11 protein-coding genes are annotated in these 12384 nt (G+C 52.1%); 5 read left to right on the forward strand and 6 right to left on the reverse strand.

From position 1 onward, the window contains the following. The first annotated feature begins 243 nt into the window (after positions 1-243). Together D6024_RS02995 and D6024_RS03000 are read left to right on the forward strand one after the other, a co-directional pair. Positions 244-882, forward strand: coding sequence for a DUF4136 domain-containing protein (locus D6024_RS02995; protein WP_121353475.1), 639 nt, complete (start codon positions 244-246; stop codon positions 880-882). Between the two features lie 10 nt (positions 883-892). Continuing rightward, on the forward strand, positions 893-1516 hold the full coding sequence (locus tag D6024_RS03000; protein WP_121352814.1) for an outer membrane beta-barrel protein: 624 nt from the start codon (positions 893-895) through the stop codon (positions 1514-1516). A gap of 165 nt (positions 1517-1681) precedes the next feature. Here D6024_RS03000 and D6024_RS03005 read toward each other — a convergent pair whose 3' ends face one another. Next, positions 1682-2443, reverse strand: a complete 762-nt coding sequence (locus tag D6024_RS03005; RefSeq protein WP_121352816.1) for an SGNH/GDSL hydrolase family protein — start codon at positions 2441-2443, stop codon at positions 1682-1684. Positions 2444-2749: 306 nt separating this feature from the next. Between D6024_RS03005 and D6024_RS03010 the strand changes: the two genes are divergently transcribed. Next, positions 2750-3532: a tetratricopeptide repeat protein gene (locus D6024_RS03010; protein ID WP_121352818.1), complete on the forward strand. Its 783-nt coding sequence runs from the start codon at positions 2750-2752 to the stop codon at positions 3530-3532. Between the two features lie 208 nt (positions 3533-3740). On the opposite strand, the gene D6024_RS03015 is transcribed toward D6024_RS03010, so the two are convergent. Together D6024_RS03015 and D6024_RS03020 are read right to left on the reverse strand one after the other, a co-directional pair. Then, positions 3741-5732, reverse strand: a complete 1992-nt coding sequence (locus tag D6024_RS03015; RefSeq protein ID WP_121352819.1) for a S9 family peptidase — start codon at positions 5730-5732, stop codon at positions 3741-3743. A 381-nt stretch (positions 5733-6113) separates the two neighbouring features. After that, positions 6114-6320, reverse strand: coding sequence for a YgaP family membrane protein (locus D6024_RS03020; RefSeq protein WP_121352821.1), 207 nt, complete (start codon positions 6318-6320; stop codon positions 6114-6116). Between the two features lie 125 nt (positions 6321-6445). Here D6024_RS03020 and D6024_RS03025 point away from each other — a divergent pair, with 125 nt between their 5' ends. After that, positions 6446-7678, forward strand: coding sequence for a DUF1624 domain-containing protein (locus D6024_RS03025; RefSeq protein ID WP_121352823.1), 1233 nt, complete (start codon positions 6446-6448; stop codon positions 7676-7678). Positions 7679-7748: 70 nt separating this feature from the next. Then, entirely contained in the window at positions 7749-9338 is a 1590-nt protein-coding gene (locus D6024_RS03030) for an N-acyl-D-amino-acid deacylase family protein (protein WP_121352825.1), read from the forward strand. Positions 9339-9418: 80 nt separating this feature from the next. Here the strand turns inward: D6024_RS03030 and D6024_RS03035 are convergent, their stop codons facing one another. The 3 genes from D6024_RS03035 to D6024_RS03045 all read right to left on the reverse strand — a co-directional run bounded on the left by D6024_RS03035 (position 9419) and on the right by D6024_RS03045 (position 12379). Then, on the reverse strand, positions 9419-10150 hold the full coding sequence (locus D6024_RS03035) for an ester cyclase (RefSeq protein WP_121352827.1): 732 nt from the start codon (positions 10148-10150) through the stop codon (positions 9419-9421). Between the two features lie 264 nt (positions 10151-10414). After that, positions 10415-10768, reverse strand: coding sequence for a hypothetical protein (locus D6024_RS03040; protein WP_121352829.1), 354 nt, complete (start codon positions 10766-10768; stop codon positions 10415-10417). A 795-nt stretch (positions 10769-11563) separates the two neighbouring features. Continuing rightward, positions 11564-12379: an ion transporter gene (locus tag D6024_RS03045; protein ID WP_121352831.1), complete on the reverse strand. Its 816-nt coding sequence runs from the start codon at positions 12377-12379 to the stop codon at positions 11564-11566. Positions 12380-12384 lie beyond the last annotated feature (5 nt).

Raw genomic sequence — 12384 nt, forward strand, 5'->3', positions numbered from 1 at the left:
TGTTGGGTTTCGAAGGTTGGTGGGCACGGAAGGTGCATTCGCGGGGCGGAGTCAAGCTGAAATAAATATACGTTTTTGCACACAGCTTACACGGCGGGAGATTGCCGGCGGCAAAACCGAAACCCAGGCAGGCGGTCCTCTTGCCGACCACGGAAATCTTGCGTAATTAACGGAAGATTAAGCGAAAGCACATACCAAAACAGGCACTTGCTTTGTTAGTACACTAAAATAAATTGTATGTGCATGAAGCGAATGATTGCCTGGATACCGCTCACTGTTGCCGCACTGGTAACGGTCAGCAGTTGCACCAAGGACCCGATAAAAAATTTGTCGGATGAGGAAAGTCGTCTTTACATTACCAACAGGGATAGCAGTGCCAATTTTGCAAGCTACAAGACCTACAGCATTGCCGACTCGGTGGCCGTAATTGAGAACAATAGTTTTTCCGGCGACCAGGCTACAGCGGCCGACCAGCAGGCGCTGGCTGCAGTGCGTGCCGCCCTGGAAAGCCGCGGCTATGTACGGGTGGGACGTAACCAGTCGCCTGACCTTGGCGTGAATGTGAGCCGCCTGTACAACACGACGACCAACGTGGTAGACCTGAACAATTACTGGAATGACTATGGTGGGTATTACGACCCGTACTACTGGGGCTACGGCGGGTATGGCTATGGTTACCCTTCGGCCTATGGCCTGGTGCAAAGCACCGAAGCAATGCTCTCCGTTGATATTCTCGACCTGAAAAACGCACCGGTCAGCCGGACCATCCGCGTGATCTGGAACGGCCTAATTCGCGGATCGGGGGTATTTGGCAGCGACGCCATGACATCCGGAATCCAGGCCCTGTTTGCCCAATCGCCCTACCTGAAAACCGTTCAATAAAAACAAACACATGAAACAGCATAAAATCGTTTTGCTCCTCCTGGTCTTTCTTTTCGCCCTGGGTGCACAGGCACAGCGAAAAGGCAGCACCCAGTTCGATATTCAACTCAATGCCGGTCTGCCGGTGGGTTCGTTAAAAAATGCCGTCTCCGATCATTCGTTGCGGGGCATAAAGGCCAGCGTCCTGTATGCCGTCGACGACCAACTGGCCATTGGCCTGGGAACCGGTTTCCAGGATTTTTACCAGAAATACCCGCGGCAATTGTACAAGCTCTCTGATGGCAGCGACATGTCGGCCGTGCGTTCGTTTTCCATCCAGGTGATTCCCATACTGGCCGAAGCCAAATGGAACTTCAGCCCCGACGCAGCGGTACGGCCCTATGCCGCGCTGGGCCTGGGAGGAAACCTGATCAACTACAACGACTATGTCGGTGAATTTTCGCTCGACCAAAAAACCAAGATCGGTTTTGCCGCAAGGCCCGACCTGGGTGTGTACATTCCCTTTCGCAAGGGAGGCGAGTCGGGGATGACTGTTGGTGCCTCGTTCAACTTTATGCCCTTCACGGCAGGCGATGTGACAAACCTGAACCACGTGGGCATCCATGCAGGCTTCAGCCTTCCGTTGCGCAAGTAATCACTATTAGATAGTAGGATATTGGATATTGGGATATTGGTAGCCTCCAGTATCCCAATATCCAATATCGCAATATCCTGCAATCAGTCCGCCAAGTGAGAACGGCAGAAAAACAGCACTGGATGTTTAAAATAAAAAAAGGCAGGTAGTGATACCTGCCTTTTTTTATTTCTGTCGCAGGGCGGCAGCAATGCCCTGGTCTACCAATGGCTCCATCACTTTGTACCCGGCCAGGGTCGGGTGCACGCCATCGTGAGTCAGTTCGGTTTTCAGGCCGTTGCGGCTATCTGCCATCACGGCAAAATAATCCACGTACACCAGCTTGTTCTTCGCAGCGTAGGACCGGATCATGGCATTTAGCTTCACCACTTTTTCTGCGGGCTGTAAGCCGGGGCGCCACGGGAAATCGTAGGCCGGCAACACCGAGCACAGAACTGCTTTGATGCCATTGGCCTTTGCCAGTTCGGCCATCGACACCAGGTTGCCAAAGGTTTGCTCCAGGGTCATTGGACCCGTGTTCTGTGCAATGTCGTTAATGCCGGCCAGGATCACCACCACGGCCGGTTTTAGTTCGATCACATCGGGACGAAAACGCACCAGCATTTGCGGGGTGGTTTGCCCGCTGATCCCACGGTCGATATAACCTCTTGCAGCAAAGAAACTGCTGTCGGCATTCTTCCATCCTTCCGTGATGGAATTCCCCATGAAGACCACCCGTTTTTCACCTTTGGCCACCGGCGGCAGGGCGCTGTTTTCAGGCGCATATTTGGCGAGGTTTGCCCAGTCGTTGTGAAAACGCTCATCGGCTTTTTTTCTTCGTTCTTCCAGTTGTTCGGGAGTGGGTTGTGCCTGCTGCGAAAAGGCCTGGCCGCCGAGCAGCAAAGCAGCAAAAAAGGGAAGGGATTTCAGGAAACGATTTCTTTTCATGGCAAACGTTTAAATGCCACTGCAACATCGCGATGCAGAAAGCAGGAACGAATTTTTTTAAGGGTTCAAGATAGCGAATTTCCGGTCCGCTTCGTTGGTGGCGCAGAAGATACGCGAACACTTCCCTGCGGTGCACAAAAACAAAACGCCCCTGCCGTTCTCCCTGCAAAAGACACAGTTTGACAAAAGAATAATTTTCCGGTTCCGTTTGGAATCGTGTACCTTGTATAGCATCTGCACATCCTCCCCTGATAACCACCGCCTGCTCTCCGGAAATGAATTTTTTTTACCACTAAAACTTCCATCATGAAAAGAAATCTGATTTCCGTTCCGGCTTTGCTGCTGTTCGCCTTTCTGACTACGGGCAGCTTTGCACAAAAACCTGTTGGCATGTCGGAAGGTTCCATGACATGGACAACGAAATCACAACAAGCCAAAAAGCTCACGGCCATGGGCATTGCGCACATCATGAACGTAGAAAGGGAACAGGCCTGGCAGGAATTCCAGGCAGCGATCGAAAACGATCCCAATTTCAGCGTAGCCCTTGCGTTTTTGGCCAACCTGTCGCAGGGTGAAACACGAAAAGCCTTTACGAAAAGAGCAATTGAAAGTGCCCAGAACAAGACCGAGGGCGAAAAGCTGTTTGCATCGCTGACCGATGAAAAAGCCACAGAGGAATCAAGAAGAGAAACCTGGAGCAAGCTGCACGTGCTGTATCCGAACGACCGAGCCATCGGCCACTTCTATGCCATTACACGGGCCACGCCGGACGAACGGTTTGCCGCCATGGATGAATACGTAAAAAAATACCCCGAAGAAGCCAGTATGTACAACATGCTTGGCTATTATTACATGAACGATAAGAAAGACAATGCCACGGCAAAAACCTATTTTGAAAAATACATCCAGCTTCACCCCGACGGGCCCAACCCCTATGACTCGATGGGCGAATTTTACCTGAATAACGGCGATATGGAGAACGCAGAAAAATATTACAAAATGGCGCTGGAAAAATATCCGTTTATGTCCAGTTCACTGGAAGCGTTGCAAAAAATAGAGGCAGCGAAAAAGAAGACAGATAAAAATTAATTCAAGCAACAAAAAAGGCCGGTGGTGTACCGGCCTTTTTTGTTTAGGGAAAGACGATGCTTCAGACTAATTTTTAAAATGCAATTTATCCCAGGCGACTTCTATTACCTTATTCAAAGTTGATGTCAATTCTCTTACACCCTTCCGGGTTTTTGGTATCCATCGACATTTAGAACCTGCCGTTTCAACCGTCGGAAAACAACGGCCATCACATCGCCGCCCCGTTCAAATATTTGTTGAACCACCGGATGTGCCGCTCGTGCCGGTCCTTGATGTACGACGGCACCACGATGCCGTGGTTTTGCCCGGGATAGATCACCAGTTCCGTGGGCACGCCCAGCGAACGCAAGGCCTGGTACATCTGTTCGGCACCGGCCACCGGCACGTTAAAATCGTTCTGGCTGGCCATGAAAAGTGTTGGCGTTTTAATGCGGTCGGCATGAAAGAACGGGTACGAAAGATCGATCCATTTTTGCGGGTTCTTCCACGGCGCACCCAGTTCCGTTTCGTACTGCGAGATGTATTGGTCGGTGCCGTACATCGTCAGTTGCAGGGAACTGCCTGCACCACTGATGGCCGCTTTAAAACGCGGATCGGAGGCAACGGTGTAATTGGTCGTAATTCCGCCATAACTCCACCCGGCAATGCCTAAACGGTTTTCGTCGGCAATGCCTTTTTCGATCAGGTAGTTGGCCGCACCAACAACGTCCTGCACTTCCTTATTGCCCCAATCGCCGTAAATGGCTTTGGTAAACTCGATACCGCGGCCGTTGCTGCCGCGATAGTTCACACCTGCCACGGCAAAACCGGCTGCGGCATACATCTGGCGGGTCATATCAAAACCATAATTGTCCTGTCCCACGGGGCCGCCGTGGATGTACAATACCAGCGGGAGCTTTTGCCCTTTCGGTGCATTGGGCGGCAGGTAAAGCAGGCCGGAGATCAACGCGCCGTCCTTGCTCTTCGATTGGAAACCTTGAACAGTGGCCAGTTTTACCTGCGCAAGAAATGAATCCTGCACATGCGTAAGGCGACGCGGCGCACCGTTTTCAATGGCATATAATTCTGTCGGCAGTTGCGGCTCACTCAATGAAGCCACCCACGAGTTGGTGGATGGATTTGTTTCCAGCGAACCAAACGCACGGTCGCCGGCAGAAATGTTTTTCCGCACGCCATCGGTTGCAAACGAAACAAGATTGACCTGGCGGTCGTCATCCATGAGCACCCAGATCGATTTGCCGTCTTTGGCCCAGCGCGGCTGGCGCACCGGCCTGTCTGCAGCCTGCGAAAGCAATTTGGGCTGGCCGCCCTCTTTGGAAAGAAGGGCCAAAATGGGCTGACCATACATCGTGAATGCCTGGTTGCTGCTGCTTTGCAGGTAAGCGATCCATTTCCCGTCCGGGCTCCAAACGGGGCTGCCGTCTGCGCCTTCCCAGTTTGTGAGCTTGCGAGGCTGGGCACCGGCTTTGGCATCCATGACGTAAATGTCGGTATTGTCGTTCTTGTCGGGGTCCTGTGTGCGGTTGCTGACAAACGCAATCTGCGAACCATCCGGGCTGAAGGCTGCGTCGTTTTCGGAATAATTTCCCCTTGTCAGCGTGTCCAGCTTTTTGCTGTCAAGATCAAAAAGGTAAAGGTGCGAATTGCGGTTGTCGAGATAACCCTGGTAATCCCGCTTGAACTGGTAGCGGTCGATCACGTAGGGCGTCCGCACCTTGGATTTGGCGGTATCGGAAAGATCTTTTTCCCGCAGGGTCAGCAAGATCTTTTTGGCATCGGGACTCCAATCGTAATCTTCCATATCGGCTTTGATATTGGTCAGCTTCCGGGCCTCGCCGCCGCGGCGGTCCATGATCCAGAGCTGCGAACCCTCTTCTTCTTTTTCTTCGCCGCTCTTGCGGGATGAAACAAAGGACAGGTAGCGCCCATCGGGACTCCATTTCGGGTTGGATTCGCCATTGGGACTGTTGGTCAGTTGAACGGTCTCTTTGCCGTCCCAGCTAACCATCCACACATCGGTGGTGCGGCGGTCCTTGGCGGTGTCGACGGAACTTAACACGTAGGCTACCCATTTGCCGTCGGGAGAAATTTGTGGACTGCTGATGTCCTTGAAGCGGTACACATCGGAAGGCTGCAAGGTGCGTTGCGCAACAGCCGAAAGGGCCGTGGAGGCCAGAAACAAAAGAGCAATATTCTTCATAATTAATAAGCGAGGATTAAAGATAGGGGGCAACCCTTGAATGTTTGACATTTGACGTTCAAAGTTGAGGGTTGGAGAAGCGTTCGCGTTTGGCATTTCGCATTTAAAGCAGCCGCCGGCAACTTGTGCAAATGTGTTAGTGCAAGTCCTGGTGCACGTATTCAAGGCTTTGGTGTCTTTGCACACTGACACACCGCCGGCAATAAACACGGAAGCCTCCGGCTTCACCTGAAAAGAAATAATCTCCTTACCTGGCAGTCGTTTGCTAGAGAGGTTCATCCAAATCTTAGCCAGTAAAAATGCACGCCTGTTGCAGCCAGGCTGCCAAGAAAAAAGAGAGAGGCGCATGGAGGATCGTCGAACATCAAAACCCAAACGGTTTTAATACTTGAACTGCCGCGTATCAATATGGAACAGCGAATACAGCGGGCAGCGGCCCGTCACCGCTGTTAGGCCAAAAACGATGGCAACGGCAAGCAGCAGGTAATTGAGCGGGGAAGAAATGTCTTTGGTAAAAAACAGGATCACCAGCACTACTGCGAGTACAAAGCGAATGAAACGGTCGCCAACAGCCATGTTCTTTTTCATAAAGAAGCTTTTTGGCGAAGCTATTTTCCCGCCGAAAAAAAGAGCATGATTTTGCTCAGCCGGCTGCAAGAGTAAAATTTGGTTTACATTTAATTGCTCCTGCATCTATCAATCAAACCACGCTTATGCTTACCACGCTGATCAAACTCCGGACGGAGCCGAATGTAGCCACGCCTGCACTACCACGAACACAGTACCGGATCAACTCCATTGACCTCCTCCGCGGGTTGGTCATGATCATCATGGCGCTGGATCATGTGCGGGATTTCACGCACCGCGAAGCGATGATCGACGACCCGCTCAACTTTGCCACCACCACGCCCCTTTTGTTTTTCACGCGGTGGATCACGCATTTTTGTGCGCCGGTTTTTGTGTTCCTGGCCGGCACATCGGGCTTTCTGCAAAGCCTGCGCAAATCCACCAAAGAGCTTTCCCTCTTTCTCATCAAACGGGGACTGTGGCTGGTGTTGCTGGAGGTCACACTGATCACTTTTGCAATTACGTTTGATGTTCACTGGGGCATCCTGGGTTTGCAAACCATCTGGGCCATCGGCATTAGCATGGTGTTTTTGGGCCTGGCCGTTTGGTTGCCCTTCAAAGCCATTCTTGCGTTGGGATTGCTGATTGTGCTGGGGCACAACAGTCTTGATTTTTACGAAGCGGGTCACAAAGGCGGCTATTCTGTTTTTTACTCGCTCCTGCACCGGCAGGGATTCTTCCCGCTTTGGGACAACCATGGCCTGCTCATTCTTTACCCGTTTCTTTCGTGGACAGGACTGATGCTGCTGGGGTATTGCTTTGGCAAAATCTTTACGCTGTATGAAGGCGTGCAGCGCAGAAAAGTGTTGACGGCCATTGGGCTTGGCGTGATCGCATTTTTTATTGCGTTGCGGGCCACCAACACCTATGGCGATCCTTCGCACTGGTCCACACAAAAAAATTCACTATTCACCGTTCTATCGTTTATCAATACCACCAAGTACCCACCGTCGCTCCTGTACATGTGCATGACCATCGGGCCGGCCATCCTGTTTCTGGCCTGGATGAACAACTTTAAAAACGGCCTCTCCAGGATCATCACGGTCTACGGCCGGGTGCCGTTCTTTTACTACGTTCTGCACTTTTACCTGATACACGCTGTTGCGCTGGTGCTTTCTCTCCTTCGCGGGCACAGCTTTGCCGCGGGGGCGGCAGGCGCACCAAACATTCCCTTCAAGTTTGTTTTTCCCGGCGAAGGGGTTTCGCTGGGAGTGACCTACCTGATCTGGCTGGGCGTGGTGGTGGTTCTTTATCCTTTGTGTAAACGGTTCAGCGATTACAAGCAAACGCACCGGCAGTGGTGGCTGAGTTATTTGTAAGGAAATGGCCGCCAGATCCCCTGAGGTTTTTAAAACCACCGGGGTCTGGCGGAGATCCTTAATTTTAGGCATGCGGTATTGTGTTCTTACGCTTCTTATCTTTTTATTTTCTCCCTGTCTGCACGCACAAACAACAGCAGACATCCTGATCAAAAACGGCCGGATCCTCGACGGCAGCGGCAACTCCTGGTTCCGCGGCGACGTGGCAGTAAAAGACGGAAAGATTTTTAAAATCGGTCACTTGCAAAACCTGCCGGCAACAAAAGTCATTGATGCAAGCGGACTGCTGGTTGCTCCCGGCTTTATCGACGTGCACACCCACATTGAAGGTGACGAGGTGAAAAATCCGACCGCCGACAATTTTCTTTACGATGGCGTGACCACTGTTGTCACCGGCAACTGTGGTTCCTCGCACACCGCCATCAAAGCCTATTTGCAAAGCCTCGATTCTTTGCGGCTTTCCATCAATGTGGCCACGCTTGTGGGGCACAACGATGTGCGCAAGGCCGTGATGGGCACGGCCAACCGCAAGCCCACCGAAGATGAAATGCAACGCATGGAAGGCCTTGTGGACATGGCCATGCGGGACGGCGCGGTAGGCCTCAGCACAGGGCTCATTTACATACCCGGCACCTATGCGTCCACCGAAGAAGTCTTACGACTGGCAAAGGTAGCAGCCCGGTATCACGGTGTCTACACATCGCACATGCGGGACGAAGGCGACAGTGTAACACAAGCCATTGAAGAAGCCCTGTACATTGGAAAAGAAGCCGGGATGCCCGTGGAGATCTCGCATTTCAAACTGAGCGGCCAGCAGAACTGGGGACGCAGCCGCGAAACGGTGCCGATGATCATCCGGGCACGGGAACAGGGCATTGACGTCACCATTGACCAGTATCCCTACACGGCCAGCAGCACAGGCCTCAGCACCTTGTTGCCCGACGAAATTTTGGCCGATGGCCAGGACTCCATCAAAGCACGCCTGCAGCGGCCGGAGGTTCGCCGTTACGTGACGGCTTACATGCTGGCCAAACTCAAAAAGCGCAAGCTGAAACATTTCAGCTATCCTGTGGTGGCCTATTACAAGGCCGACACAACCCTCAACGGAAAAAGCATTGAGCAGGCAAACCTTCTGCTGAAGCGTAAGCATAAGGCAAAACTGGAAACAGAAACCGTCATGGATATGATGAGCAACGGCGGCGCCTCCATGGTGTTTCATGGCATGAGCGAAGAGGACATCCGGCGCATTATGCAATATCCCTTCAACATGTTTGCCTCCGATGCGTCCATCCGCGTGTTTAACCAGGGGTCGCCGCACCCGAGAGGCTATGGCACCAATGCACGGGTGCTGGGTCGCTATGTACGCGAACAGCATGTGCTTGCACTCGAAGAAGCCATTCGCCGCATGACCTCCCTGCCCGCCCAGCGATTTGGCCTGCGGGACAGGGGACTGCTGCGGGAAGGGTTTGCAGCCGACCTTGTTGTATTTGATGAAAACGAAGTGACGGACCTCTCGACCTACACACAACCACATGCCTATTCAAAAGGCTTCCGCTATGTGCTGGTCAACGGGAAAGTAACCATTGCCGAAGGCAGGCATACGGGTGAGCGGAGCGGGATGACCCTGCGACACGAAAGAGAAGCGGAAAGGGTTTTATAAATTTTTCTTTACCGGCCATCTCCACCGAACAGGTCTTCGAGACCTGTTCGGTCTGATTTGTTGGATTTGGCTTCGGTCTGCTACATCACCTGCTTCAAAATTTCGCGGTGACTGCGCTCGACCAGGGGCTTGAATTTTTCGTACCAGGCCTGCCATGCTTCCTGGTGCATGCTGCCGGTAAGCGAAGCCTCGTAGTCCATCAGGCTGTCGAAGCCTTCTTCGAAAATGAGACGGTAGGCATCGCCAGTAAAATCGGTGAAGACCCTTGCCTGTTGCGCTTCGGGCATCAGCTTTTGCTGCACGGCTTCGTCGAGCAATTTCTTGGCGGCCCTGTACTGGCCAAACTTTAACTGGAAAATGTCGCGAACCAGGTAAGTTGTCCGCGAATTGACGGCCGCCTGTTTGGCCCCCAGTTGCTTCAGCAGAACGTCAGTCATCATGTAAATATTGGCTTCCTGCACCAGCCCGTTTTTGAGCTGGTAGGTAATGCACATCGGGACGCTGATTTCTTTGCCTGTGGCGGGAATGCCTTCGATCTCGCCAATGTGTTTTCCTTTGATGACCGCTTCCACCACGGCCTTGTCTTCGGTGACGACCGCATTGGTCATGTCGGCTTTGGCATCGAAGGCCACATGGTAGAAATAGTGGAGCATGGCTCCCACCTCGGCCCGGCCCCGGTAGGTTTCGCCGGTACTGATGTTGCGGAACACGGCGTCTTCGGCAATGTACTTGACGTCATGGGTTTGAAAATAAGCGTGCAGGTTTTGCTGTGCCAGCAACAGGGCATCGCTCTTCTGGATGGTTTCTTCCATAATTCAAAATTTTGTTGGTGAATGTTTGGGTCTTCAGGGCCACGCAGTCAGGGGATACAGAGAAGAAAGGCGCTGTTTAAAGATAGGTAATTCCGCAACAGCAACGAATGCAGCGAGCCTGCAGGGCTGTGCGTTTTTTGGATTGGAATAGCCGCGGAAAAAGGGAAAGGTTGCATGCTGTATTGCGGGCCGACCGCAACAAAAAGGCGTGCCGCCACAGGCTTTAAGAACCTGCGGAGACACGCCGTTGTATGCGAAAAACGCTTACTGCTTGTTACGGGCTTTCAGGGCCGACTCGCTGACATAGATATGCTTGCCATGGCCATTCACCCAGTAATACTTGTTGCCGTCGTCGACATAGATGGTTTGCCCTTCAGGGCCTACCCACTGATCCGATTTTTTATCGGTAACATGGGCCGCGCCTTTGGAGGTCACTTCGGCTGTTTTATTGCCCACGGCCTTGGCCCCTTTCTTAGTGCCGTGCCAGGCTTTGCTAGCCCCTTTTTTTGTACCGCTCCATGCTTTTTTTGCACCTTTTTCCACTTTACTGTCCTGTGAAAAAGCAGGCGCCGAAAGCCCCAGCAGTGCGATAAAAGCCAATCCAACTACTTTTTTCATGGTTCTGCGATTTTTTGTTTACGAATGATTTAGCGATCCTGGGTAGTTAGTACGAAAACAATGCCAGCGGCCCGGTCCCAGCGCCGATTTAACGTCTAGTCGGACAGTTTTCATGCACAATTCAGACGTTCTCTGTTCTTCTTCCGCACACCACTCATGGTTTTGTACGTGCCGTCCTAAACTTTTATTCAGTTTGGCGAAAACGGTGTCGTGGACGTGATCCAGGGCAGCAACCGGCCAGGTAGCAAAATCGTTAAACAATAAAGACTGTTTCTCTATTGCAGAACATCCGGAAAGTTGCACTGTTTTATAGGCGGATCGTCTTTCAAACACTTCGGTGAAAAGTATTGAAAGGCTTTTTTGTTTTTGTGCCTTCCATTTTTAACGGAAATAAAAGTTTAAATCCAACACTGCCCTCGCAATTTCAAATGAAGAGAATGGGATGCTGTTGACGGTTAGTGCCGGTCCGATCCGGGTTGAATAAGGAAGATTTTCCGGCAATTGAATCTTCGGACAAAAACCGCCTGACGATTTACCATAAAAAAACAATCCACCCTGCCGCCTGCATTCTACTTTGTGTCGCCATGAACTTTCCCATTGTAAAGCCGGTTGCCTGTTTGGGAGGTTGTCTTCTTACAGCCTGCGAATCGCGGCGCCGATGGCTGTTGCCAGTGCCAGAAAAACGGCCGCTCCAAGTATTGCCAGGTTTTTTTCCTTGTTTTTCATAACGTAAACCGTACAAGTTTCATTCCTTCCTGCCCGCCATTTTGTGCAGAGTTCTTCTTTCGAAAAGCTTCAGAGCTTTGCACCGCACCACTTGCAGAAGGCCGCATCACTGTCGTGCCCTTCGCGGCCGCAGGAGGGGCAGACTTCACCGGCTGTTTTTTTGACCCGGGTGCCGGCCACCACTTCGGAAGTCACGATGCCCGTGGGTACGGCAATGATGCCGTAACCAATGAACATAATGAAAGACGCAATGAATTTCCCCAGCGGCGTTACCGGCGAAATGTCGCCATAGCCAACGGTGGTCAGCGTCACGATGGCCCAGTAGATACTATCCGGAATGCTTTTAAAGCCGTTCTCCCGGCCTTCCACCAGGTACATCACCGAGCCAAGGATAATGACCAGCGTGAGCACCGCCAGCATAAAAACAGAAATCTTTTTCAGGCTGGCCGTTAAAGCGGTGCGCAGGAACTGCATCTCGGATAAAAAATGCGTCAGTTTGAAAATCCGGAAAATGCGCAGCAAGCGCAGCGATCGCACCACCAGCAAGGTTTGTGCACCGGCATAAAAAATACTGAGGTAGGAGGGAACGATGGCCAGCAGGTCGATGATACCCAGCACCGACACCATGTACTGCCAGGGCTTTCGAATGGAAACCAGGCGCAGGAGGTACTCGATGGTAAAAAGAATGGTGAAGGACCACTCCAGCCAAAAGAAGAGAAGACTGTAACGCTGGTGCAGGCCCTGCACGCTGTCGAGCATCACCACGATGATGCTGATGACGATGCAAAGCAGCAGGGCCACATCGAAGGCCTTGCCCGCCTGCGTGTTACTTTCGTAGATCACTTCGTGGAGCCTGTCCCTCCAGTGGAGCGCCTTTTTTTGCATGGTGC

The sequence above is a fragment of the Flavisolibacter nicotianae genome, assembly GCF_003628535.1.
Lineage (GTDB): Bacteria > Bacteroidota > Bacteroidia > Chitinophagales > Chitinophagaceae > Flavisolibacter > Flavisolibacter nicotianae.

Excerpts from the sequence above, each read along its gene's own strand:
- D6024_RS03005 (WP_121352816.1), bottom strand. The coding sequence starts at position 2,443 with ATGAAAAGAAATCGTTTCCTGAAATCCCTTCCCTTTTTTGCTGCTTTG.
- D6024_RS03000 (WP_121352814.1), top strand. The coding sequence starts at position 893 with ATGAAACAGCATAAAATCGTTTTGCTCCTCCTGGTCTTTCTTTTCGCC.
- D6024_RS03010 (WP_121352818.1), top strand. The coding sequence starts at position 2,750 with ATGAAAAGAAATCTGATTTCCGTTCCGGCTTTGCTGCTGTTCGCCTTT.
- D6024_RS03030 (WP_121352825.1), top strand. The coding sequence starts at position 7,749 with ATGCGGTATTGTGTTCTTACGCTTCTTATCTTTTTATTTTCTCCCTGT.
- D6024_RS03015 (WP_121352819.1), bottom strand. The coding sequence starts at position 5,732 with ATGAAGAATATTGCTCTTTTGTTTCTGGCCTCCACGGCCCTTTCGGCT.
- D6024_RS03040 (WP_121352829.1), bottom strand. The coding sequence starts at position 10,768 with ATGAAAAAAGTAGTTGGATTGGCTTTTATCGCACTGCTGGGGCTTTCG.
- D6024_RS02995 (WP_121353475.1), top strand. The coding sequence starts at position 244 with ATGAAGCGAATGATTGCCTGGATACCGCTCACTGTTGCCGCACTGGTA.
- D6024_RS03035 (WP_121352827.1), bottom strand. The coding sequence starts at position 10,150 with ATGGAAGAAACCATCCAGAAGAGCGATGCCCTGTTGCTGGCACAGCAA.
- D6024_RS03025 (WP_121352823.1), top strand. The coding sequence starts at position 6,446 with ATGCTTACCACGCTGATCAAACTCCGGACGGAGCCGAATGTAGCCACG.
- D6024_RS03020 (WP_121352821.1), bottom strand. The coding sequence starts at position 6,320 with ATGAAAAAGAACATGGCTGTTGGCGACCGTTTCATTCGCTTTGTACTC.
- D6024_RS03045 (WP_121352831.1), bottom strand. The coding sequence starts at position 12,379 with ATGCAAAAAAAGGCGCTCCACTGGAGGGACAGGCTCCACGAAGTGATC.